At 44.1% G+C, this 24,715-nt stretch carries 23 protein-coding genes; 7 read left to right on the top strand and 16 right to left on the bottom strand.

Going from position 1 to position 24,715, the window contains the following annotated elements:
- Positions 1-3 precede the first annotated feature (3 nt).
- Together GJU82_RS16170 and GJU82_RS16165 are read right to left on the bottom strand one after the other, a co-directional pair.
- Positions 4-1,158, bottom strand: a complete 1,155-nt coding sequence (locus GJU82_RS16170; RefSeq protein WP_153633099.1) for an NADH:ubiquinone reductase (Na(+)-transporting) subunit B — start codon at positions 1,156-1,158, stop codon at positions 4-6.
- A 39-nt stretch (positions 1,159-1,197) separates the two neighbouring features.
- Positions 1,198-2,550 carry a Na(+)-translocating NADH-quinone reductase subunit A gene (locus GJU82_RS16165; protein ID WP_153633098.1) on the bottom strand — a complete coding sequence of 451 codons (1,353 nt, stop codon included), beginning with the start codon at positions 2,548-2,550 and terminating at the stop codon, positions 1,198-1,200.
- A 242-nt stretch (positions 2,551-2,792) separates the two neighbouring features.
- On the opposite strand from GJU82_RS16165, the gene GJU82_RS16160 reads away from it, so the two are divergent.
- Positions 2,793-4,067, top strand: a complete 1,275-nt coding sequence (locus GJU82_RS16160; RefSeq protein ID WP_194831083.1) for a DUF5103 domain-containing protein — start codon at positions 2,793-2,795, stop codon at positions 4,065-4,067.
- Between the two features lie 27 nt (positions 4,068-4,094).
- Here GJU82_RS16160 and GJU82_RS16155 read toward each other — a convergent pair whose 3' ends face one another.
- Positions 4,095-6,188: a PAS domain-containing sensor histidine kinase gene (locus GJU82_RS16155; RefSeq protein WP_153633096.1), complete on the bottom strand. Its 2,094-nt coding sequence runs from the start codon at positions 6,186-6,188 to the stop codon at positions 4,095-4,097.
- 228 nt (positions 6,189-6,416) lie between these two features.
- On the opposite strand from GJU82_RS16155, the gene pruA reads away from it, so the two are divergent.
- From pruA to GJU82_RS16140, 3 genes are all read left to right on the top strand, one after another.
- The gene (pruA, locus tag GJU82_RS16150) at positions 6,417-8,054 is read left to right on the top strand and encodes an L-glutamate gamma-semialdehyde dehydrogenase (protein ID WP_153633095.1); all 1,638 of its coding nucleotides are present in this window, start codon (positions 6,417-6,419) and stop codon (positions 8,052-8,054) included.
- A gap of 103 nt (positions 8,055-8,157) precedes the next feature.
- On the top strand, positions 8,158-8,457 hold the full coding sequence (locus GJU82_RS16145; RefSeq protein WP_228488742.1) for a septum formation initiator family protein: 300 nt from the start codon (positions 8,158-8,160) through the stop codon (positions 8,455-8,457).
- 141 nt (positions 8,458-8,598) lie between these two features.
- Complete coding sequence (locus GJU82_RS16140; protein ID WP_153633094.1) at positions 8,599-9,177, top strand: YqgE/AlgH family protein; 579 nt, start codon at positions 8,599-8,601, stop codon at positions 9,175-9,177.
- A 21-nt stretch (positions 9,178-9,198) separates the two neighbouring features.
- Here GJU82_RS16140 and GJU82_RS16135 read toward each other — a convergent pair whose 3' ends face one another.
- Genes GJU82_RS16135 through GJU82_RS16115 form a run of 5 tightly spaced genes read right to left on the bottom strand, consistent with a single transcriptional unit; the run spans position 9,199 to position 12,984 of the window.
- Positions 9,199-10,056 carry an aminotransferase class IV gene (locus GJU82_RS16135; protein WP_153633093.1) on the bottom strand — a complete coding sequence of 286 codons (858 nt, stop codon included), beginning with the start codon at positions 10,054-10,056 and terminating at the stop codon, positions 9,199-9,201.
- Between the two features lie 30 nt (positions 10,057-10,086).
- A complete protein-coding gene (locus tag GJU82_RS16130; RefSeq protein ID WP_153633092.1) occupies positions 10,087-10,596 on the bottom strand; it encodes an HAD-IIIA family hydrolase in 510 nt (169 codons plus the stop codon).
- A complete protein-coding gene (locus tag GJU82_RS16125; protein ID WP_153633091.1) occupies positions 10,597-11,196 on the bottom strand; it encodes a rhomboid family intramembrane serine protease in 600 nt (199 codons plus the stop codon). It lies immediately after the preceding gene.
- A 10-nt stretch (positions 11,197-11,206) separates the two neighbouring features.
- On the bottom strand, positions 11,207-12,208 hold the full coding sequence (gene holA / locus GJU82_RS16120; protein WP_153633090.1) for a DNA polymerase III subunit delta: 1,002 nt from the start codon (positions 12,206-12,208) through the stop codon (positions 11,207-11,209).
- A 2-nt stretch (positions 12,209-12,210) separates the two neighbouring features.
- Positions 12,211-12,984: an AMP nucleosidase gene (locus tag GJU82_RS16115; RefSeq protein ID WP_153633089.1), complete on the bottom strand. Its 774-nt coding sequence runs from the start codon at positions 12,982-12,984 to the stop codon at positions 12,211-12,213.
- A gap of 96 nt (positions 12,985-13,080) precedes the next feature.
- On the opposite strand from GJU82_RS16115, the gene GJU82_RS16110 reads away from it, so the two are divergent.
- Positions 13,081-13,527: a type I restriction enzyme HsdR N-terminal domain-containing protein gene (locus GJU82_RS16110; protein WP_228488741.1), complete on the top strand. Its 447-nt coding sequence runs from the start codon at positions 13,081-13,083 to the stop codon at positions 13,525-13,527.
- On the opposite strand, the gene GJU82_RS16105 is transcribed toward GJU82_RS16110, so the two are convergent.
- The 5 genes from GJU82_RS16105 to gcvH all read right to left on the bottom strand — a co-directional run bounded on the left by GJU82_RS16105 (position 13,524) and on the right by gcvH (position 19,727).
- On the bottom strand, positions 13,524-14,057 hold the full coding sequence (locus GJU82_RS16105; protein WP_153633087.1) for a GNAT family N-acetyltransferase: 534 nt from the start codon (positions 14,055-14,057) through the stop codon (positions 13,524-13,526). The genes GJU82_RS16110 and GJU82_RS16105 overlap by 4 nt on opposite strands.
- Entirely contained in the window at positions 14,035-16,017 is a 1,983-nt protein-coding gene (locus GJU82_RS16100) for a glycosyltransferase (protein WP_153633086.1), read from the bottom strand. The genes GJU82_RS16105 and GJU82_RS16100 overlap by 23 nt, the downstream gene beginning before the upstream one ends.
- Positions 16,018-16,078: 61 nt before the next feature.
- Entirely contained in the window at positions 16,079-16,705 is a 627-nt protein-coding gene (gene recR, locus GJU82_RS16095; RefSeq protein ID WP_153633085.1) for a recombination mediator RecR, read from the bottom strand.
- A gap of 78 nt (positions 16,706-16,783) precedes the next feature.
- Positions 16,784-18,997 carry a pyruvate formate lyase family protein gene (locus tag GJU82_RS16090; protein ID WP_153633084.1) on the bottom strand — a complete coding sequence of 738 codons (2,214 nt, stop codon included), beginning with the start codon at positions 18,995-18,997 and terminating at the stop codon, positions 16,784-16,786.
- A gap of 349 nt (positions 18,998-19,346) precedes the next feature.
- Positions 19,347-19,727 (bottom strand): glycine cleavage system protein GcvH, encoded by a 381-nt coding sequence (gcvH, locus tag GJU82_RS16085; protein WP_153633083.1) that lies wholly within the window; start codon positions 19,725-19,727, stop codon positions 19,347-19,349.
- A 153-nt stretch (positions 19,728-19,880) separates the two neighbouring features.
- Between gcvH and tsaE the strand changes: the two genes are divergently transcribed.
- Together tsaE and GJU82_RS16075 are read left to right on the top strand one after the other, a co-directional pair.
- Positions 19,881-20,336, top strand: a complete 456-nt coding sequence (gene tsaE / locus GJU82_RS16080) for a tRNA (adenosine(37)-N6)-threonylcarbamoyltransferase complex ATPase subunit type 1 TsaE (protein WP_228488740.1) — start codon at positions 19,881-19,883, stop codon at positions 20,334-20,336.
- An 11-nt stretch (positions 20,337-20,347) separates the two neighbouring features.
- Positions 20,348-21,565 (top strand): alanine dehydrogenase, encoded by a 1,218-nt coding sequence (locus GJU82_RS16075; protein ID WP_228488739.1) that lies wholly within the window; start codon positions 20,348-20,350, stop codon positions 21,563-21,565.
- Here the strand turns inward: GJU82_RS16075 and pulA are convergent.
- From pulA to GJU82_RS18000, 3 genes are all read right to left on the bottom strand, one after another.
- Positions 21,562-23,508 carry a type I pullulanase gene (pulA, locus tag GJU82_RS16070; RefSeq protein WP_153633082.1) on the bottom strand — a complete coding sequence of 649 codons (1,947 nt, stop codon included), beginning with the start codon at positions 23,506-23,508 and terminating at the stop codon, positions 21,562-21,564. The genes GJU82_RS16075 and pulA overlap by 4 nt on opposite strands.
- 3 nt (positions 23,509-23,511) lie before the next feature.
- Positions 23,512-24,045, bottom strand: a complete 534-nt coding sequence (locus GJU82_RS16065; RefSeq protein WP_153633081.1) for a hypothetical protein — start codon at positions 24,043-24,045, stop codon at positions 23,512-23,514.
- A gap of 398 nt (positions 24,046-24,443) precedes the next feature.
- Complete coding sequence (locus GJU82_RS18000) at positions 24,444-24,539, bottom strand: LytTR family transcriptional regulator DNA-binding domain-containing protein (RefSeq protein ID WP_373921465.1); 96 nt, start codon at positions 24,537-24,539, stop codon at positions 24,444-24,446.
- Between the last annotated feature and the right edge of the window lie 176 nt (positions 24,540-24,715).

Raw genomic sequence — 24,715 nt, 5'->3', positions numbered from 1 at the left:
TATTTAGGCTTTAACAGTTGCGCGTTTCATTCTCCGTTTAATATTGCCCTCTACCACATAGTGGTCAATCAGCGGGGCAAATACGTTCATCAGCAGGATGGCAAGCATCATACCTTCAGGATAAGCCGGATTGACAACCCGGATAAGGATGGCCAGGAATCCGATAAGGAAACCGTAAATCCATTTTCCTTTTGGCGTTTGTGCAGCAGACACCGGGTCGGTGGCCATAAATACCACACCAAAGGCAAAACCACCCATGATGAAATGTTCCCAAAACGGAACGGCCATATAATCATTCACAGCAAAAATATTCAGCAGAAGCCCCATAACGGTTCCACCCACTACAGCTGAGAGCATGATTTTCCAGCTTCCAACTCCGGTCCAAAGCAAAATAGCAGCGCCAATCAGAATGGCGAGTGTTGACGTTTCACCAATGGAACCGGGTATAAAACCGAAGAACATATCGGAAACTGAATAAGTGATGGGGTGTCCCTGAGCTGCCTGTGCCATTGCGGTAGCACCGGAAAAACCATCGACCGCATGATTGCCGGCCCCGATTCGGGTCCAGACTGAATCACCAGACATAAAGGACGGATAGGCAAAGAAGAGGAATGCACGTGCTGTAAGTGCCGGGTTCAGGATATTCATACCTGTTCCCCCAAATACCTCTTTACCGAAGACGACGGCAAAAGCTGTAGCAACAGCAATCATCCACAGTGGCGTGTTGATTGGCATTACCAGCGGAATCAGCATACCTGATACCAGGAATCCTTCGTTAATCTCGTGCCCGCGCATCTGCGCCGTGGCAAACTCAATTCCTAATCCGGTTACGTACGAAACGACTATTATTGGTAAAACACGAATAAAACCATAAAAGAAGGCCTGCCAGAAATCAGCAGTTTCTCCTACAGCCAGATTGTGTTGATAACCTATGTTATACATGCCGAAAAGCAAAGCGGGAATCAGGGCAACAACAACAATCACCATGGTCCTCTTCAGGTCAACATAATCACGGATGTGTGTTCCGTTCTTATTCGTATGGTTCGGGACAAACAAAAATGTCTCGAATCCACCAAAGACCGATTTGAACATGTGAAATTTACCACCCTTTTCAAAATGGGGCTTTGCTTTATCGAACAAATTTCTAATTGCTTTCATCGATATATTTGAATTATTTTCAACTAAAAAGACAGTCCGTTAGCCTAACTCTTTGATCATGGAGTCAATACCTTTTTTCAAGATACTCTGCACCTGAATTTTCGAGGTACATATATACTCGCAAAGCGCCATATCTTCTTCCACAACATCATAGATACCCAGTTTCTCCATCTTGTCGATATCGTTGGCCAAAATGGCTTTCAACAAGTATACAGGAAGAATATCCATCGGTAATACTTTTTCGTATTCACCCGAAATAACAAATGCACGTTCTTCTCCGTGTTTATTGGTATCCAGACGATATTTCTTCTTCTTCGAACCTAACCATGTGAAGAAGGTATGAGACGGACTAAACTTATTAAATCCGGGAAGGGCCCAGCCAAAGGCTTCGTAATAGTCGCCTTCGGGGATAACCGTAACCATCGAATCGTAAAATCCTAAAAATCCGTCCGGTTCAATTCGGGTACCGGTCAGCACGTTGCCGCTAATATAACGAACATGCTCATTGGTCAACCGGCCTTCGAACAAGCCGGCCAGATTGGCTCCAACCCACGTTCGGTAATAGCGTGGTTCTTTCACCTCAGAGCCCACAAAAGCAAGGATACGGGACGGGTCGTAAATGCCTTTTTCAAACAGCTTACCAATGGCAACAACATCCTGTGGCAGTATGGTCCACACCACATCGCCCTTAGCAAGCGGCGCTACATGATACAACTGGATACCGACGTTTCCGGCAGGATGTGGCCCCTGGAAACGGTTGATTTCAACACCTTTTGAATTGGCGAAAACCTTGTTGGCACCTTCAGCCGGCAAACCGAGATAGATCTTACCATCGGTCAACTTGCCCAGTGCATCAAGACCAGTCTGCCAGGCGTTTTCTTCACCGCTTAGGACATAATCATAATCGGGGGCCAGAGGGGCACTGTCGAAACACGAAATGAAGATATCCCTGGGATTCTCACCCGGTTGGGCCACTATGCCATAAGGCCGTTTCCGGATTGTTGGCCATAAACCTGACCGGAGCAATTCCTCACGAACCTCGTCGCGGCTTAAATCAGCCGGGTTGGCCTTCCTGAATTCCTCAGACTGGTTTTCACCATCTGCCTTCACAACCACCTCTAAAATCTTGCGACGCTCACCCCTGTTTATGGCAACCACCTCGCCACTTACCGGAGAAACATACTTGACATCCGGCTGATACTTGTCGAAAAACAGCGGAGAACCGGCTTTCACCTTATCTCCCTCTTTTGCTGCAAGTTTCGGGGTAAGCCCATGAAAGTCGGTAGGTTTAATGGCGAAAGTATCGGGACGATTCATTTGTTCCAGGATCTGCCCGGCCCTACCCTTCAGCTGAATATCTAAACCTCTCTTGAGCTTTATAACGTTTGACATTGTAGTGATTTGAATGATTAATTTGATGCACAAAAGTAAATATTTAGGTACTTTTTCACAATCTTTGCCCTAATTTAAAAGCCCATTCTAGAATATTCATTCCCAACAAAATTCAAATTAACAGGGAAATTCTTGCAAATGTCTGTATATATGAATGTTTTAACAAGTGTAAACGTTATTTAGTTTTTCGTTAATTTTACCATATGTATCGCCATTCCACCATACATCTTATTTTCATCCTCATGGCCCCTCTCTTCTGTTGGCCAACCGCTTCAGCAAAAAACGCACAGGGAAACGATAATCCCGACGACGAAAACCTCCTGAGCAATCATGTATACAACGATAATATACATACTGTTCAGTTATACAGAGAAGGATGGGAATTTTCGCAGCCCGTGCTCATTTTGGGTTCCGGCCAACATCTGGTCCTCAAATTCGATGATCTTTCCAGCGAAGCCCATACGTACAGTTACACCATCAAACATTGTACGACCGACTGGACTCCTTCCAATCTGATTGAATCGGAATACCTCGATGGCTTTTTTGAGAATTCCATCGATGATTATGAATATTCGGTCAATACCACGATCCCATATGTCAACTATCTGCTTCGTATTCCGAACGACGATGTCAAGCTAAAGCTTTCCGGGAATTATGTTCTAACTGTTTGGCGCGACTACAGTCATACCAAGCCGCTACTCTCCCGGCGCTTTTTCGTTGTAGGCCAGAAAGTAAGTGTGACAGGAAGAGTAAAAGCGGCCACTTACGATAGTTATAAAGGCCCGAATCAGGAAGTAGATTTTGAAATACAGCATCCCGATTTTTCCATTCAAAATCCACGAAACGAAGTCAAAGTGTTGCTGATGCAAAACGGACGATGGGACAATGCCAAAACGGATTTACTTCCTCAGTTTATCCGTGAAAATTCATTGACATATGACTACAGCGGGGAGAATGTATTCCCGGGAGGAAATGAATTCAGGAACTTCGACATGAAGAGCCTAAGAGTGAATGGCAAAGGGATAGCCGGCATCCAATATTTATCGCCGTTATATCATGTTACTTTGTACGCCGATAAAGACCGGCACGGACAGGATTACCATTTCGAAAACGATTTGAATGGACATTACCTGGTCAAAAGGGATAATGTAACCGACAGTAATGTGGAATCCGATTATGCAATGGTTCACTTTTCACTTGATATACAGGCGCCACTCACCGAAGGAAATATTTATGTCTTTGGGGAATTATCTGATTGGCAGTGTTCTCCGTCCAATCAGATGGTTTACAGCATCGAGCGCAAGCAATATGAGCTGGCGCTTTTGCTGAAACAGGGTTTCTATGACTATGAATACGCCTATGTCCGTAATGATGACGGGAAAATCAATACCTCGCTGTTGGAGGGAAGCCATGTAGAAACCGAAAACAACTACCAGATTTTTGTGTATTACCGGGGTATCAGTTCACGCTACGACCAATTAATCGGATACCAGGTTATCAATTCTGCAAACGAATAAAAACGGGTAAAAACAACTACGAAAGGCCTATACGACTCTCAGAAATCCGTTACCGGCTTCAACTGGTATCACAAAGAAAAATCGGGCACCTTTTCCTGATTCGGAAGTGACTTGTAAACGAGAACCCAGTTTATCGACAAAATCCTGAGCAACGGACAAGCCAATCCCTGTTCCACCATACTCACGCGTCAGGCTACTGTCAAGCTGATAAAAACGCCGGAAAATGTCCTTGTGCATATCTACCGGAATTCCAATACCGGTATCGCGTACAAAAAATTCAATATTGTTCTCCTCCAGCATGCGATATCCAAATTCAATTTCCCCTTCATGGGTAAATTTCACTGCGTTATCCAACAAATTTTCCATGATATCCCTGATTTTATTGCCATCGGAATAGATGGAAAATTGTGGATTATCATTGCCCGTAGAGATATTAAGCCGCAGATGCTTTCTTCCACGTTGCTCTTTTTCGTAAATAAACTGACGGTGCAAATCCACCATCAGGTTATTGACGGAAAAGAATTGCTTTTTAACTTCAATCTGACCGCTTTCAATCTGGGCCAGCTTAATCATGTCGTTTATCAGGTGCAGCAGCGTTTGTCCGTTTTTGGTTATCAACTGAAGATACTTATCACGTTCTGCTTTTGGCACTTCCTCAGCAATCAACATATTGGAGAAACCAAGAATAGCATTCATCGGCGTACGCACTTCATGCGAAATATTCTGCAGGAAAGCTGACTTCAACCGATCGGCTTCTTCTGCCTTTTTCCTCGCTTCCTCGATCCGTTGCTCGGCAATTTTCCTTTTGGTGATATCACGCGACACAGCCATCACAGCCACGTCAGATAATTTCACCATACGCATTTCAAACAAGCAAGTTCCCCTACCGGGAATATCGAGTGCATACTCAATGGTTTCAATCGCATCGAATTTGATAACCGTCTGGATAGAATGGAAAACCTGCCGTACCATGCGTTCCGAAAATCCCACTTCGAAAATAGAACTTCCAATAATATCGTCAGGCGCAATATCGATTCCTTCCTCTTCTTTCGCTACATAATCGATGTAGGTCCCGTCCTTATCGATAACAAAGAAAATATCGGGAATGGTTTCCAATAGCAACTTATACCGATGACGACTGGAAGACAAATCATCCAGCGCTTTTTTCGCTGCTGTCACATCACGAAACACACCAATCAATTCTTCCGTGCCTAGATGAAGAAGATAAATTTCATACCACTTCTCCATGTGCGGCACATAAATTTCGTGTTTACTTTTTCTCCCGGTTAGAAAAATTTTCTGCCAGTCGACTTTATCCCTAAAAATCTTCTGAAAAATGGACGATGCAGGACGGCCACGAACCTCGCTGTTTTTTATTCCAAACATTTCCTCGAATGCAGGATTAATGTGCAACATAAGTAGTTCTGTCTTCTGTCCCTGCTCGTCACGGATGTAGGACATATGCAAAATTCCGTCCGGAATTTGAAGCAAAATACCGCCAACTCTGCGTTGCTGAAAAACGAGCCGATCGGATGATTCCTCCAATGCCCGCCGGTTAAATGAAAAAATGACATACGAGAGCAACCAAACGACCAGATAAATAAACAGCGGATTAATATAAGGATTATGGTCGGGCCAGAAAAAAGACAAAATATATCCGTGATCTTTTACCCACCAGGTATGAAGAAACAACGTGGTAAATGAAATCACAAAATAGATGGTAAACTGGACCTGTTGTTTGGCAAAAATGAGCAAAAAGAATAACCCAAAAATCAACACACTTAATGTAAGCGGAATTGATTGTTCGGGTGGCAGCATCGCATATTCCGAAGAAATGAAAAGAAAATAGATTGGAAATGGCAAAAGATGAATGAGCCCAACAGCTGCACTTCGCTGCCCTTTAATAACAAAGTAATAGCCAAGAATGGCCATTCCAAAAAGACTTAACTCTCCCTGATAGTTATTACGCGTTGGAAAATTGAATGAATCAAATATAATCCACCACGATGTAAGAATGATGGCGGCAAGATAAAAGAAGAAAAGCGTCCGGATTTTCCTCAGGTCTCCGTGAGTTGCTGAAGGATACGCTTTTCCAATAAAATTTAGTAATTTTTCAAACATCTAATCCCCAGGGTTAGTTTGCAATTTTAAGCAATTAAAATTAGTAATTTTTCTTCCTCTGCCAATTTCTGCTTTTTTCATTTTCTTCCCTATTCCGCAAGAATAAAAGGCCAGCTTTAAAGCTGATTTTTATTAGCAAATCTCTACATCTAAATCCATAAATTTGTTGCAAAAGGATCGAATTAGAAAATCCTGATATTATATAATAACGCAAAAATCCATAAAATCATGCCCAAAGGATTCTTTAATATTCCTGAAGTAAAAAATGAACCGGTATTGAGCTACGCTCCAGGTACACCGGAACGTAAGGAATTACAGGAAAAAATCAAAGAACTGCGCGCAATGACAGTTAGCCTCCCAATGATTATCGGAGGAAAAGAAGTGACAACGGACAAGAAGATTGAGATGCGTCCTCCGCACGATCTGGATCACCTGCTGGGGCACTATTACCAGGGTGATGCTTCGCATGTCAGCCAGGCAATCGACGCTGCCCTTGAGGCCCGTGAAAAGTGGTCCAGGATATCATGGCAACACCGCGCATCCATTTTCCTGAAAGCAGCCGATTTGTTGACCGGGCCGTATCGCTCGAAAATCAATGCTGCTACCATGCTGGGACAGTCGAAAAATGCGTTCCAGTCTGAAATTGACGCAGCTTGCGAATTGGCCGACTTCTACCGCTACGGGGTGAAGTGCATGGTTGACATCTACGAAATGCAACCAGAATCATCCAAAGGGACCTGGAACTATGCGGCTTACCGTCCGCTTGAAGGTTTCGTCTTTGCACTAACCCCTTTCAACTTCACGTCAATCGCTGGTAACCTTCCGGTTGCTCCTGCCCTGATGGGGAATACCGTTGTTTGGAAACCATCGAAAACCGCTGTATATTCTGCAGCCGTTATCATGGAAGTACTGCGCGAAGCAGGTGTACCGGACGGGGTAATTAACCTGGTCCATGTTTCAGGACCAACCGCAGCCGATGTGGTATTTAATCACCCAGACTTTGCCGGAATCCACTTCACCGGTTCAACCGAAGTCTTCCAGAACATCTGGAAAACCATTGGTGAGAATATTCACAAATACAAAACATATCCGCGTATTGTTGGCGAAACCGGTGGAAAAGACTTCATCTTTGCTGACAATACCGCTGACATTCGGGCATTGGCTACCGCCTTTGTTCGTGGGGCGTTCGAATACCAGGGGCAAAAATGTTCTGCAGCTTCCCGCGTATACATTCCGAAGAGCATTTGGCCAAAAACATGGGAAGCTATCGAAGCCCAGCTTAAGACCGTTAAAATGGGTGGCCCGGAAGACTTTACCAACTTCGTTAACGCGGTTATCGACGAATCTTCTTTCGATAAACTGAAAGGTTTCATCGACAACGCACAAAAAGATGCAGACGCTGAAGTAATCTCCGGGGGAAAATGCGACAAGAGCAAAGGTTACTTTATCGAGCCTACAGTTATCCTGGCAAAGAAACCTGATTATATCACCATGCAGGAAGAACTGTTTGGACCTGTAGTAACTGTTTACGTTTACGAAGACGACAAGCTTGACGAAACGCTGTCCATTCTGGATAATACCTCAATGTACGCATTGACAGGAGCTGTTTTCTCCCAGGACCGCTACAGCATTGAGAAGATTATGGACCGACTGGAAAATGCAGCCGGGAACTTCTACATCAACGATAAGCCGACCGGAGCCGTTGTTGGTCAGCAACCATTCGGCGGTGCCCGTGGCTCGGGAACCAACGACAAAGCCGGTTCAGTTTTCAATTTTATTCGTTGGGTATCGATGCGGGCAGTTAAAGAGAACTTTGTTCCGCCGCACAACTACATGTATCCAAATTTCCTCCCCGATAAGAAGTAAGATAGTTAAGCATTCTTTCATATTAAAGAGGAACCTTTTGCCGGGTTCCTCTTTTTCTTTTGAAAAGGATTGTTTTAATTTGAATAAAAATCCGGAGGTTGACATGCTGAAAATCCCACGAGTACTGCTAAGAATTGTTGCCAATAAATATTTACTGGCCTTTGTAGTATTCTTTGTATGGATGACTTTCCTGGATGATCACAATTTTATTTCTCTCTTTCAGGATCAACAAAAGCTCCATAAGCTGAATGCTGAAAAAGCTTACTACGAGAATAAAATTGAATCGGACCGAAGAAAATTAAAAGAGTTACAGACAGATTCCCGAAACCTTGAGAAGTTTGCCCGAGAGCAATACCTGATGAAAAAGAAGGACGAAGATATCTTCATTATTGAAGAAAAATAATAATTCGGTTTTTAATAGGGCATCGTTTTTGTTGTCACGTATTTGCACGGCAGAGTTGCACCGAATCGTGCCCGGCAGCCGGCTTTAGGTATTTGAAAAATCAGGATTAATTTCTAATTTACTAAGAAGAATAAACCGATTATGCAATTCGATTTCTTTAAAATAGAAAGTAAGATTGCTCCGAAACAAGGTCGAATTATTATTTCGGAACCTTTCCTGCCGGGAAATTATTTCAACAGGTCGTCAGTTCTTCTTGTTGAACATTCCGGTGAAGGAGCGGTTGGGTTCATCCTTAACAAACCGGTAGATTTTCCGGTACACAAATTTATGAATGAGCTCACCAGTTTCAATACACAGGTTTTCATTGGCGGGCCGGTAAGCACCAATATGATCTACTTCATCCACACGTTGGGTGACTTAGTTCCCGGAAGCGTTAAGGTGATGGATGGCCTTTACTGGGGCGGCGATTTTGATCACCTGAAGATGTTAATTACCTCAGGTGTGGTAAATCCGGAACAAGTGCGTTTTTTCCTCGGTTATTCAGGGTGGAGTGAAGGACAACTAGAGGCCGAAATCAAGGAAAATTCATGGCTCGTTGCCGAAACCAACGTGAAAAGTATCATGACGAGCGATCAGAATTTCTGGATGGAAAGTGTCAAACAAGTGGGAGGACGCTATACGATGTGGCAAAATTTCCCGGAAGACCCGAACTGGAATTAAAATAGGCCATTACATATGAAATCAGCCTTTTGCATTGCTAAAGGCTTTTTTATTTTGTGCCATCAGTTGCAGTTTCTTTACTATTTCAAATGTTTTGGTACTGTAGTAACGTCGGTTGCCAATTCCCAAAACCCACTGAATGCCCAATGCATTGTCAATCAGGAAAACTTCTTCGGCCTGCTCCAAATCGGATGTAGAGATTTCGTCCTTTTCTGCTGCCAGAAAACCGGCCTGCCTGGCTGCCTCCCGGACCATTTCGGTAAGTACAACCCTGTAACCTTCACTTTTTTCTGAAGGTATATACAACACATTTTCATGAATATATCCGAACGAGGTACCAATTCCTTCACAGCAAAAACCCGCATGATTCTTTAAAATCATATTCTGCCGGTTTAACGACTGCGCCTTGGCTGCGGCAATCATCCACAAAAACCGGCTACCTGTTTCATAGGGGTTCATCACCGTATCCGATTTTCTGCCCTCGTTGAAAATATCAATTAGCAGGCCGTTTTCATTCATCGGAAAGAAACCGCGGGGAATTTCCTCTGCGGTTAGCAGCACATCAGTTCCGTTGACACCTGGGAAAAGATACGCCACTACCCGACCAGCCAGGTAGAATTTATTCTTGTTGAGTAACCGGGAAACATCGCGCCGCAAACGTGCTCCGCCCAAATCAAAATCTTCGGGCAGGATCAGATTGATTGCCCTGGTGGCAGCACACAAATAGGCATAATTTTGTCCGTGGAACAAGATTTCGTTATCCTCTGTGCGAAACCAGACTTTGATACCTGCTTCGAGACGGAATAACTCATCTCCTGAAAACAATTTCTCGTCGGCACGAAAAAATTTGCCGTTATATAAAACAAAACCGCCTTTCACTGATTTATTGTATTCTTTAAAACAATGCTGCTATGGTTTGTATACATCATCGAGAATGGGCTGAATGGCATCACCCCAGGGCTTGTTGGTTTCAACCCGAATCTTCCTCAATCCGGCCCGCTTAGCTGCTTCCATGTCCACATCCGAATCACCAATAAACCACGAACGTTCCCGATCGATTTCATACATTTCAATCGCTTCCTCAATCAATAAGGTTCCCGGTTTACGACATTCGCATTCCTGAACATCGGCATGGTGCGGACAGTAAAAAACGTCTGTCAGTTGTACACCTTCTGATTCAAGCAATTCACGCATATACCGATGCACCCGGGCTACATCCTTGTGGGTGTACTCTCCTTTGTCTATGCCTCCCTGGTTCGTAATCACTATAAGCAGGTAACCCGCATCCTGCAACTTTTTCAGATTGGCGCCCACACCTTCAACTAACTTGAAATTGGCTGTGGTGTAAATGTAATATGCCGGCGTTTTATCGTTAATCGTTCCGTCACGATCGACAAAAACCGCTTGATTGTGTCCCATTTAAAACAGGTTATTGATGAACTCGAGAAATAATGACGGTCGGATAATAATGGGCAATATAAATCCAAATATCGCGCCCAGGAAATGAGCATCATGTCCCACATTATCCACATTCCGTTTGCTCATCTGGTATGAATAAACCAGGTACAGGACTGCGAATACAACTCCCGGAATGGGCAGCAGTCCGAAGAAGTAGATTTTATTCCACGGAGCAAAAAAGATGGCGGAAAAAACAACGGCTGAAACCGCTCCCGACGCTCCGACGGCGTTATAGTAATAATTGTTCTTTTGTTTGATCAGGGCCCCCAGACTCGAGAAAAGAATGGCTCCAAAATAAAGCAAAAAGTACAGATACGTTCCCCGCGAACCAAAATTCAGGTAGTAGTAATGTTCCACCGCAGTTCCAAACGACCAGAGTACAATCATATTGATCAGCAGGTGCTCCCAGTTCGCATGCAAAAATGCATGGGTGAAAATCCGGAAATATTCCTTCCGGTGAACAACCTGGTAGGCGTTAAACTGCAACCTTCCCATCACATCCTGTTGCGAAAAAGCCAGAATTGAAACAAGTGAGGTGATAATGATGATAATAATTGTCATGTCTGAGTTCTTAATGTAGAATTTTATAAATCAACTCACGGAGCAATTCTCCACTATCAGTCGAACCTCCACGCGCCCCCTTCGAACGCATATCGTATTCGCGCAAAAGCGAAACAGCCTTAACCGATCTCCTGATGTTATAATTCCGGGCTGCATCAACGTAATCGCTGATGAAGTAAGGACTTACCCCAATTGCCCCAGCCACAGCATTCCGGTTGGTTTTATTTTCCAGGAAATGATAGGCCAGAATTTTTCGAAAGTAAGAATGCAAAATCCCGATAACAACCGGGAACGGATGCATCTTCTGATTATCACCGAAATAGTTGACGATACGATTTGCCTTCAATACATCCCTTTTACCTATGGCCTTTTGTAACTCAAAGGTATTGTAATCCTTACTGATACCGATATTGTGTTCAACCTCAACCGGCGTAACACTCATCCCCGGCGGCAGGGAAATAATGACCTTTTCCAGTTCACCCACTATCCGCTTTAAATCATTCCCGACATGATCGGTGATTAACTGGGCCGCGCGAGGCTCAATTCCGTAACCTTTTGCACGCAGGTACTTCGTGATCCATGCAGGGATTTTACTTTCGTAAATGCGTTTTGCTTCAAAATAAACTCCATTTTTTTGCAGCGCTTTATAAAGTCGCTTGCGCTTATCAATATTTTTGTATTTGTAGCTGATCACCAACAATGTCGAAGGCTGCGGATGCTCAATATAGGAAGCCAGGTCCTCGATATTTTTAATATTTTGGGCTTCCCGTACCGCCACAACCTGGTGCGATGTCATCATCGGAAAACGGCGGGCTGCTGTAATGATGGTGTCTACATCGGTGTCTTTACCGTAAAGGATCGTTTGATTGAATCCCTTTTCGGCTTCAGTCAACACATTGCCGGTTATCTCTTCACTGATTCGGTCAATAAAGTAGGCCTCCTCCCCTTCCAAAAAATAAACAGGTTGGTAATGCTTGTTTTCTATATCTGATAAGATAGCATTAAAATCCATAATTAGTCGAATCTCAAGTGTTTTATAGATCTACCATTATTATTCAGTTCAAGCAACGATTCGATACCAATCTGCAAATGTTCATCTACATACTTCTGTGTCACTTCCCTGTCGCTTGCTTCAGTCTTTACGCCTGTTGAAATCATGGGTTGATCGGAAACCAGCAATAAAGCGCCACTCGGAATTTGATTATAAAAACCTACCGTGAAAATGGTCGCCGTTTCCATATCAACAGCCATGGCACGGGTTTTATGCAGATATCGTTTGAAACGCTCATCGTATTCCCATACCCTTTTGTTGGTAGTAAACACCGTGCCGGTCCAGTAATCGCGTTTGTGATCGCGGATGGTCGATGAAATGGCACGCTGCAGGCTAAATGCCGGAAGTGCCGGAACTTCGGGTGGTAAATAGTCGTTAGAGGTACCATCACTACGAATGGCCGCAATCGGCAGAATCAAATCACCCAGCTCGTTCTTTTTCTTTATTCCACCACATTTGCCAAGGAACAGCACTCCATGCGGAACAATCGCGCTCAACAAATCCATTATCAGTGCTGCATTCGGACTTCCAATGCCAAAATTGATGATGGTAATACCGTTGGCACTGGCGTTGGGCATAGCCTTGTCATTCCCTACAACGGGTACATTAAACTTCTCGGCAAACATGTCGACATATTTCTGAAAATTTACCAACAGGATGTAATTTCCAAAGTCATCCAACTTTCTGCCAGTATAACGTGGTAACCAGTTTTTTACAATTTCTTCTTTTGTTTTCATCTGTCAATTTTTGCAAAATTATCAGCTTTTTCCTTTTCGGGGAGCTCACCAATCATAAATTAAACAATTAGTTTTGCCTTCGCAGAATATTATTTGATGAACTTAAATTTACCGAAATACAACCTTCGTGTCCGCCTGGCTAACGGGAAAAAAAGTGTCTTCGATCCCTGCCGTAAAAAATGGGTCCCGCTAACTCCGGAAGAAAAGGTCAGGCAATTGTTTATCCGTTATCTGAACGAAGAAAAGCAGTATCCACTCTCATTAATTGCTGTGGAAATGTCTTTACGCATTAACCGCAATGCATTTCGCAGCGATATTGTTATTTTCGGCTCACAAGGCACACCTTTGCTAGCGGTAGAATGCAAGGCCCCCCAAATAAAAATTACCCAGGATACCTTTGACCAGATCGCGCGATACAATATGCAGCTAAAAGTCAGATACCTTGTGGTGACCAATGGGATACAGCATTATTGCTGTCGATTCTCGACCGAAGCAAACAGCTACGAATTTTTACCCCTCATCCCGGATTTTCAATCCCTCTAATCCTCAGGATTTATCAACTGGAACAGATGCTCATCCGTCCATCCCCCGGCGTTACGGATCCAGTCTTTCCGCGTTCCGGCCAACTCGAATCCGAATTTCTTAAATAACCCGATACTGGCTTCATTGTTCGCATCGATGTTGGCATAAACCACATGCAGGTTTAACCGCTTGAAACAGTATTCCAAAACAAGTTCCAGCGCTTCAGTGGCATAACCGTTCTTTCGATCTTCTGTTTCACCAATCAAAATTCCGATGCCGGCACGTGAATGGTGCGGTTCAAAATCAAACAGGTCAATCGCGCCTACTGCCCGGCCTTCGCTGTTTTCAACCATCAACCGAAGTTGTTTACTCTCGTAAATATCTTTGTCCGAGTTCTTGATGTAAAGCGCCAGCAAATATTTCGAAAACGGGGCCAGCGTATCGCTGACTTCCCAAACTTCGCTGTTGTTTTCCCAGTGGTACAGCAGTTCAATATCTTCAGGCTCGAGCGCCCTCAATGTGATTTTTTCACTCTTCAGGTATTGTGTCATCCGATGTAGTATTTCCCAGTTTGGATATATTTCGACGAATTATTTCCAGATCATTCCAAATCCGGTAATCTTTAGCATACAATGTATTAATTTTTTTCACATCCCCCAGGTCTTTCAATTCCGTTGTTCTGTCGGCACATGACAATACGCCGGGAAGCAAAACCGGCAATTCAATATCTGTTTCAGCTTCTTCCGCTGAGTAACCTACCCATGTTCTATTTCCCTTCAGTACGTTGAATATATTAGATAAGTAGTTTTTTTTCGACTTAATGAAAGGAAAAAGAAAAGGCGACAGAATAAATCCCAACGCCGAGATACTCACATCGAGCGTTCTTTTACGCCTCCTGTTTTCGGGCAAACTAATCGCATTAATATCGAATAAAATTAAATCGCCGGCATCGTTGGCCGAATGGCTGGCAATAAAAAAACCTTCCCTGGAATTATATATCCTGAAGCGGATCGATTGGCTGCTAACCCGTGCCATCGAGCGAATCATTTCTCCTGTAGGAACATCTTCGGCACAATAAACGACCTCATCTACCCCGTTGATGCGGACAATTTCAGGTAACTGCGCCAGCGTGCCCAACGTATCTCCGGTTTCATCCTCTTCATTTAAAACAACGCTACCCAACCATTGACTGCGGGTTCCTTGCTGAACTAAAATCTCCCTTACTTTTTGGTTTTGGTTGCGGGAACCAACGGATACAATGCGCCTGCTTTTTTCCTTTCCGGCAGGATAATTCATCCAACCCAATTTCGCCATCAAAAGCCTTGCTGACAACAACGTGAGCAATCCCCAACCCGCGCCCATGAGAATAATGGCTCGCGAAAACCGCATGTTTTCACTCATCAGCGAATAAGCGACCAGCAAAACCAAAACAGCAGTAAACCAGCTTCGAAAAAAACCGTGAACGCGCCAACGACGATGATATGCGCCGGAAAGCGCGAGTGCAAAGACAAATAAAAGCACATAAAAAGGAATAACCGTCTGTAGCAAGTCTTCCGGATAATAGCCCGGCCCATGTGCTATTTTACCCCAAACCGGCACCAGCCAACTGAAGCCGGCAAACATCAGCAGGGCATCAACCAGGGGCTTCCAAAGCCACGCCAGTCCTCTTTTCAGCAAGCTGAGAAAAGCCCTGAAAAATATGGCCAAACGAACCAGGAGGCTAAAAAGTCTTGCACCGGACGTCAGGTAATGCTTCCGCACGAAAATGAGCATGGCTTTGTAAAACAAGCGTACGTAATTGAAGCTTCCTTTGCGCGTACTCTCTCCTTTGTAGTGGATGATGGTTGTTTCGGGGAAGTAGTAATTCTCATATCCGGCGTGCTGAATCCGGTACGAAAGATCGATGTCTTCCCCATACATAAAAAAAGTTTCATCCAGCAGCCCGGTTTGTTCCAGTGTTTCCTTCCGAAGCAGCATAAAGGCGCCAGCCAGCACATCAATGCGGTTGGTTTCATCTTCCGGAAGGTGTCCGAGATAATAGCGGGAAAAAACACGAGAACGTGGGAAAAGCCTGGTAAAACCGAAAATCTTGTAAAACGAAGCCAAAGGTGTTGGAAAACCACGTTTTGACTCGGGCAGAAAATTTCCCCCACCATCGATCATCCTAACACCTAGTCCGCCAGCTTTCGGATGTCCGTCCATAAAAGCAATCACCTTGCTGAAGGTATCTTCCTGAACAATTGTATCGGGATTCAGCAAAAGAATATATTCCCCTTTTACCTTTCGGATAGCCTGGTTATTTGCTTTGGAGAAACCAACGTTTTCGTGATTCGCGATTAAGTTTATCCATGGAAAGGAGTCCCTCAACATGGCATAGGAACCATCGGTCGAATTATTATCAACGACAAAAACTTCCACCTCCAGTCCCTCGGATGCTTTTTGCACCGATGCCAAACATTGGGACAGGAAGAACCTGACGTTATAGTTGACAATAACGACCGATAATTTCATTGATGGACAGGTTTATATCTTTAAGTCAGGATACAATTTCATCGGGTTATGGAAATTTAAATCATTGCCCGAGGGACTGCTCAAACAACTGGCGGTTGACAAGCGAACGGCCCAGCGTAACTTCATCAATATACTCCAGCTCATCGCCGATGGAAACGCCCCGCGCCAGCATGGAAATTTTCACTCCAGAATCTTTTAATTTCTTAAATATATAGAAGTTTGTGCTATCCCCTTCCATCGTGGTACTCAATGCCAAAATAATCTCCTTTACATCGCCCCCGTTGACCCTTTTTATCAATGAATCAACCTCGATATCAGCAGGCCCGACTCCATCCATTGGCGAGATAATGCCACCCAATACATGAAAAACACCGTGATACTGCTGTGTATTTTCGATGGACATCACATCTCGTATGTTCTCCACTACACAAATGGTTGCATGGTCGCGCGAATTATTGCTGCAAATATTGCAAACTTCGGTATCCGAAATATTCCGGCAAATTTTACAATGCCTGATTTCATCACGTAAGCGGGTAATGGAACTGCTGAAACGATGCACTTCCTCCTTTTCCTGCTTAAGCAAATGAAGGACCAACCGTAGTGCTGTTTTTTTTCCAATACCCGGAAGCTTGGCAAATTCCATTACCGCATTTTCAAGTAATTTGGATGGGAAAGTATCCTGGGTCATGTTTCACAACTTCAGTGTGCCCAAAGATAAGAAGCATGCCTGAAAAAAGAAAACGTTTACCGGAAACCTAAAACCGCCTCAGTCATCGAGCTGGATAATAATTTGCTCCTGCGTATCGGCATCAAGTTCCACAAAACGGACAGTCCCCGACCCCAGACGTACCATAACGTTACGATAGTTCTCCGGATCACGGCGAGCGGCCTCCAATGTGTCACGATCCAACACGCTTACCACCATTTGCCCAACTCCCAGCTGCCTTAATGCCTCAATAATGGTAAGTTGTTGCCCCACGTCCAGCATTTTACTTACCTGAAAAAGATGCATTCCATTTCGTTGAAGAATTTCCGTATCGGGAAAAGTAATTTTTTCAGGGTGAGTTTGTAGAATGATACGATGGCTCAGCGAACAATCCAGCAAAGCCATCCCTTTTCGCCCATCGGCACTGGCAGCTGTTTTTCGGCCAAAAGTCATATTTATTTTTCCGTTTGCCGGACAATGGGCAAAGTAATGCATGCCTGATTTATTTGCATACCCGAAGCCTATATTCGACAATAGCTGATCTATCCTCCGGATAAAATCATCGGATTTATTCCGGATATCCCGCCGATAAAGTGACTTCAACAGCAGTTCCCTTTCACTTTCAAAGCCCTCATAATTTTCGCCAATGATGTAACTCAACTTAACCGGATAAATTAATTTATCCTGGAAAACCACTGAATCAATTGCTGCCAGACTGTCACCAACATTTTTTGCGCCGGCCACTTCTACCCTACTTCCTAAAAGGGGGATCTCACCATCAAAAATGGAATGTCCATCAGATATACATTGGTCATGCAGGAGGGAAGCATAAATAAAGGATGCCTCCCGGTTGATAACAGTGAATAATATTTCCTCCTGGATGACCAGGGCTTCTACAAAATATTCCACCTCCCGGGAAAAGGCATCCCATATGTCATCCAAGTTATGAAATTCGGCGAATTTTCCAAAGTCGGGCCCCACTTCAGTCCCGGAAATAAAATCACGTCCGCTGTTTATCGAAAGCTCAAGTACTTTTAACAGGTTAATAGCACCGGCAGGCCCGCCAATACTTCGGTGCCAAAGCACAAATCCACCATTCCCATCGGGAATATATTGTTCAGCGTCTTCTTCCGAAACAGCATAATTCTGTTCAATGTATGGCAGCAACGTGGAGTCGCTGAAAAGCAGCGGATTAATATTTCCTTCCGACAATAAACCTGCAGCCTGTGTAAAAAGCGTCTCATCCTGTCCGTCATAATACCGAAGACAGATTTGTGGCGACACCTCTTTAACCAAGGCGCTCGTTTGTAGCGCGAGTTGAGCAAACTTGTCGGCTGCTTCTTCGTTAGGGCGCCCTTTCCCGCCAACCACCATTCTTCCTTCAACACCTAATTGCCGCGCATTAATCAGCATCCAGAACGATTCCATCATTTGATGTGCCCGCTCTTCTGTCAGCTCTCCGTCTTCTAAATCGCATACCAGAAAATCGCCAAGACAAACATCAAGGCGGCCATAATTTCCGGTCCCCGACAACAGGGCAAACAAATGCACCAACTGAACAGCTTCGCGGAATGTGGTTGGCTTCGAATCGGATATGGTTTCTAATGCCGTTGCCATGTGCAACAATTCCGCTTTGCTTTCTTCATCTATACACTCATCGCTTAAATCGCGGGTGTAAACAGCATATTGATTAATAACCCGGACCAGGATATCCAACGCACCCAGCATGGACGTCACCATTGCCCGTTTTCCATCATCTGCTTCCGCTAAATCAACCGATTGTAACTCCTCGCGAAGTCCGGGAATTCCTTTTTGTAATAACTTTGAATAATCCGGATTGATGCCGTTTATGCGGTAGTATGGCTCAATAACACCGTGATTCCGGAAACGCCTGATTTTATCAGGAGTATACTTTACTTCAGCCTGCCGTTGTGCCGATTTAATTTTAGCAACCGAATTTTCGCCCTGCCAGAAAGCCTCCAGTGTTCTGAGGCGTAATTCAAGCTTAAAAGTTAGTTGCGGATGTTCCAGCAAGGTATTCATCCTCGCTTCATCATAAAAATATCCCAAAGAACCTTCATAAATGGAAATACCTATTGGCAATGGTTCAATCCGTCCTACAAACCGATCGGTTTTACCAACAGGCTGCAATATGGCCGGAAACAATGCCTCCAGACAACGCAACTCCCTAACCGAAGGGCCAGCTGTCCGAAATTCCTGATACACCCGGGTAAACTTTTCCATTATGCAAATCTTCCGGCGGAGACTTTTCATATCAAATCAGTTTCGTTTACCGGAAATAAGAATGTAGCTTTCCGTTTCCAATGATATTCGTTATTCTATCTGTTCAACAAAACAAGTACCTGCCAATTTACTCAAAAATCTATGCGATGCTTCACATTTTTCGAAAGCACCTGCCAAACAGCACGTTAAAATATGTTAATTAATCTTTATCGGAAGAATTGAATTCAACCTTTCTTTATCATTCCTATCTTAGGCATGTAATTAATTACTTAATTTCGTTCAGATGAAAACATGACTGTCTTGTTCTGAAACAGTTTGACAAAAAAAAGAGGGCATCCGTTTTCGGGCACCCTCTTTTTAATGTTGTTTTTGAAGATAACTAACCTTCAACCAAATCTTTGTATTCATCTTCCGATAACAGGTCATCCAATTCAGATGGGGCACTCATGGCAATCTTAATCATCCATCCTTTTCCGTACGGATCTTTGTTCACCAGTTCAGGTGCATCCTCCAGTTCAGTATTGAACGCCTCAACCGTTCCGGAAACAGGCATAAACAAATCGGAAACAGTTTTAACGGCTTCAACCGTTCCAAATACTTCTTCTTTTGCTAGTTCTTCTCCTTCGGTCTCAATTTCAAGGAAAACAATATCACCTAACTCACCCTGAGCAAAATCGGTGATACCAACAACTACTTTGTCACCTTCCACACGGACCCATTCATGGTCTTTCGTGTATTTTAAATCAGCAGGAATATTCATAAGATAAAACGTTTTAAAAAGTTTCAGATCCTTCCCCAAAAGTACAACAAATTTTCATTTAAACCCTGTGATAAAATCAGCCCCAAAGCAGAACCCTAATGCCAAAACGACTCGCTGAAATTTTTAACCCACTGTTTTTATTAAATCCATAAATTGATTAAAATTGAGAAACAAAAACTGACGCTGAAAATGTTTAAGGCTGAGATACATTCTCTGGAGGAAATCAACCATATTGCACAGCGATTTATCGCCGCGCACCCTGCTGACAGAGTGTTTGCATTTTACGGGAAGATGGGAGCTGGTAAAACAACGTTTATCAAGGCGTTATGCGAAGAGATGCAAGTGACTGACTACGTCACGTCCCCAACCTTTGCCCTGATTAATGAGTACCAAACGTCGACCGATGATAAAATTTTCCACTTCGATTTTTACCGGATAAAAACGCTGGAGGAAGCATTCGATTTTGGTTACGAAGACTATTTCTTCAGCGGAAAACACTGCTTTATCGAGTGGCCAGAAAAAATAGAGAGCCTCCTGCCAGAAAATACGGTGAAAGTTTATATCACAGAAATGAATGATGGGTTGAGGACCATCGAGTCGAAAAACTAACCTGACACACCATGATTCAACGGAAATCCGAAAGAATGAGTTCGCTTGCCAATCCACAGTTGCTACCAAAGGAACAGCTGCTGGTCCCGCAGAAAAAGAGCATGAAACTGAGCATTGGCATCCCGAATGTTGTTCCGGAGATAGAATTCCGTATCCCGTTGACACCACAAGCCGTCGAACTTTTGGTATCGAATGGCCATGACATCTTTATCGAGAAAGGTGCGGGCGAAGGTTCGAGTTATTCCGACCATGCTTACGCTGAATCCGGTGCTGTTATCTGCGAAACCAAAGCTGAAATTTTTCAATCGGACGTGATTGTTAAAATGTCGGCTTTCACCCACGAGGAAGTAAAATTACTGAAGGGAAACCAGCTCCTGATGTCACCATTGTACATCACCTATCAAAGCCAGGAAACGGTCCGTAAAATGATGCAAAAAAGGGTGACCGCCATCGGGTTTGAATACATGAAAGATGAACATGACATTTTCCCGGTTACCCGGATTTTAAGTGAGATAATGGGGAACGCGGCTATTTTTGTGGCCAGTGAATACCTTAGCACTTACCGACACGGTAAAGGAGTCATCCTTGGCGGTATTACCGGAATATCCCCTACAGAAGTGGTCATCATTGGTTCAGGAACTGCCGCCGAATTTGCAGCCCGTAATGCATTGGGGTTGGGAGCTGTAGTAAAGGTCTTTGACGACAGTATTCACAAACTGATGCGATTCCAAGAACGCCTGGGGCAGCGGGTGTTCACCTCGGTTTTCCATCCAAAAGCACTCAAGAAAGCACTGAAATCGGCTGATGTGGCTATCGGGGCACTATCGATGAATGAAGTACCGAAAATTATTGTGCCGGAAATGATGGTGGAAAACATGAAGAACGGATCCGTCATCATCGATTTGAATATTATCCAGGGAGGCTGCTTCGAGACATCCCGGCTTACCAACCTGAAAAACCCGGTATTCACCACACATGGCGTTATTCATTACTGTGTACCGAATATATCTTCCAGGATGGCGCGAACAACGTCCATTTCTGTCAGCAATATTATTGCTCCCATCCTGCTCAACATGGGACGTTCCGGAAGTCTGAAACAATACATCAGGGTCAACCAGGGATTCTGCGAAGGAATTTACATCTTCAACGGTATTTTAACGAACCACGATCTGGGCAACATTCTCGATATTCCTGTAAAGGATATTAATCTGTTGCTGGCTGCATTTTAATCTTCGGCAACCAAAATCATCATCGAAGTTGGATGAATACGTACTTTCCCGGTAGTCATCCGCCCCATTCCGTCAGGATTAATCTCGCTATCTTCAGCAATGACCAGCCAATTGGCTTCGGGAACGTCCAGTTCAACCGAATAGTTATTACCATTGAACAGCATCTGTATGCTTTTCCAAGAATCGCCATTGGCATGCTCACCCAGTTCGTATCGAATAATACCTGGAATATATTTCCCGGCAAACCGCAATTTCTCGTTAATCATTTTTGCGGAACTCATCCTGAATGCAGGGTGTTGTCGGCGTAGTTCAATACATTTTTGGGTAAAGACAAATAAGTCATGAAATTCACTCTTCCGATTCCAGTCGATCTGGTTCAGCACATCAGGCAAACGGTACGAATCGTGATGACCGCCTTTTGTCCGCATCATTTCGGAACCGGCATGAAGAAAGGGAACCCCCTGCGAAGTAATGACAATACCCAACGCCAGTCGGACCATTCGTTCAATTTGAGCTTTGGAAGCCTCGGGACAGGAATATTGCAACTTATCGAACAGCGTATAATTGTCGTGGCACGACACATAGTTGATGCACTGCGCAGCTTCGTTTGCCCAGGGTTCTTTAGAAGATTCAACAAATTCATACGCTATCTGTCCGTGCTTCACTGCACCAACCATTGAAAACTTTAGCCGCTCTTCCTGGAGTGTATGGCCACTGATAAAACCGGTGCTAAACTGGTCAAAGGCGCTTCCTTTCAACCCGTCACGCATATCGTCGCTAAAGCTGGCTATCCGGTCCAGTTTCAACGTATGTCTTTTTAGGGCACGTTTCTTTTTCTCCAAAGGGCTTTTACCGGCAGCCCAGCCTTCGCCATAAAGAAAAATATTCGGGTTGACGGAATCCATACTCTTCCGAATGGCATTCATCGTATCGATATCCAACACGCCCATTAGATCGAACCGGAAACCGTCGATATGATATTCGGAAGCCCAATACATCAGCGAATCGATGATGTACTTCCGCACCATTGCCCGCTCCGAAGCAAGCTCATTTCCACAGCCACTGGCATCGGAGAAACTTCCGTCGTCGTTTTGCCGGTAGAAATACCCCGGAACCGTCTGGTTAAAGTACGACTCATTAATCAGGCCGGTATGGTTATAAACAACATCCAGAATTACGCCAATTCCCTGGTCATGGAGAGCTTTCACCAATTGCTTCAGTTCCCTGATTCGAACTCGGCCATCGTTCGGATTTGTGGAGTACCAACCTTCCGGAGTATTGTAATTCAACGGATCGTACCCCCAGTTGTACTGAGGTGTCTCCTTATTTTCGTCAACGGTATAAAAATCGGCAACCGGCAACAAATGAACGTGAGTAACTCCCAGTTCATCAAGATGATCCAATCCAGTTTTTTCTCCGTTGGGTGATTTTGTCCCGCCCTCGGTAAATCCCAGGTATTTCCCTTTATGTTGTATACCCGAATCAGGCGACATGGAAAAATCGCGGATATGCGTTTCGTAAATGATCATGTCGGTAGGAGAAGCCGGCACAACGTGCCCGTCAGCTGTCCATCCTTCAGGATTAGTCCCCGCCGGATTGAAAATCATTCCACGCCGGCCGTTGATACCGGTGCTTCGTGCATAGATATCGGGACCTTCGAGAAGCCAGCCCAGGTTATCACGCACCTGAAGAGTATAATACCAACCATTCCAGTCACCGGCCAATTCCAGCAGCCAAAGGCCGTTTTCACTTTTTTGCAAATCGTGTTCAGATTCAGCATCTCCACCAACCCCTTCCCGGTACAACCGGAAAAAAATGCGAGTAGCCGAAGGGGCCCAAACCTTCACCAAGGCCTTTTCCGCAAACCAGAAAACCCCTAAATCACTACCTTCGTAAACAGGGTATTTATCAAATTCAACAGGATTAAATTTCCAGCTTCTCACAGTTTATATCCATTTTAAACGTACAAACCGGCTTCTCAGCCGCTCACTCCCCCGCACCTCCTCTACTTCCATCCTCACTCTTGTTGCAGTCCTCAAAATGGGCTCCTGCCTGTAAAAAGGTTCGAGCTGAATGGTAAGTTCATGCGATTGATTGTGATCAAGCAGCAGCGGATAAATTTCCGATTCATTTACCTTTCGTATTCGGAATTTCCGTGAACTCCGCCATCGCTTAAACACAATTACCGGCGCCTTGATATCCATTATCCGGCCTGAATGGTTTGTCATTTTGAGATACAAAACAATGGGCCTGGATTCCGGTTCACCATTCAGCGAAATTGATAATTCTGAATTCCCAAATCGTTGCTCTCCCGTTGTATTAACCCGGAATAACTTACTCCAAAGAATCTTCTTCCACAAAAGGTACACGATTAGTGGCGCAAGTAAAGCAGCCAACGCCCGGAGGATTTTATATCCTTCGGGCGCAACATCATGTAATTCCGATAAATTATCCACCGTAAGTGTAACACATGCAATCATCCTCTGGTGCAGGATTTAATCACACAAAAAAAGGGAATTCCGTGGATATTCCATCATAAAAATGAGCTGATTGCAAAAATATTTTCGAGAACAAATTAAAGGAAAGCGAATAATCGTTGAAATCATGTTTATATCTTGTTGACAAACCCAGGCGGATAGTTCAGACGAAAGTTGAAAACAAGTTAATCTCTCTTGAAATCCAGTGGAAAAAATATGAATAAAATGAAATCCAACGTGAATAACCGGTTAGACTCCGGTTAAAGAATAGTTGATAAGGACGGGTGTTATTCACATTTTATCAACAGAAGATATCAAAAACTCAGGCGCTCCCTTAGATTGCGGTAACCCGACTTACTGACCTTTAGTTTTTCGCCTCCATTCAACCTCAATATCCACGACTATTTTTCGTATTGTTGAATTTCGTTGATTTGAGATGCATTCACCAGGTAAGAACGATGAATACGGATAAATTGATCAAATGCAGGGTAAAAAATAATTTCCGGAGGGGCCTGTCAGGTGTCCTGAAGCATCGTGTCAATACCCTGTGAAACCTTTATATGCACATGGAATGTATTCAGCCGCTTCTCCACATCCAGTAATCCACTGCGCCCGTACATTACCCTAAGCCAATTGTGCAACTCCTGGTTTAATTAGCCACCAGCGTAGTTTC

It is taken from the genome of Prolixibacter sp. SD074, assembly GCF_009617895.1.
GTDB lineage: Bacteria > Bacteroidota > Bacteroidia > Bacteroidales > Prolixibacteraceae > Prolixibacter.
This window is presented reverse-complemented; position numbering and strand designations above follow the sequence as displayed.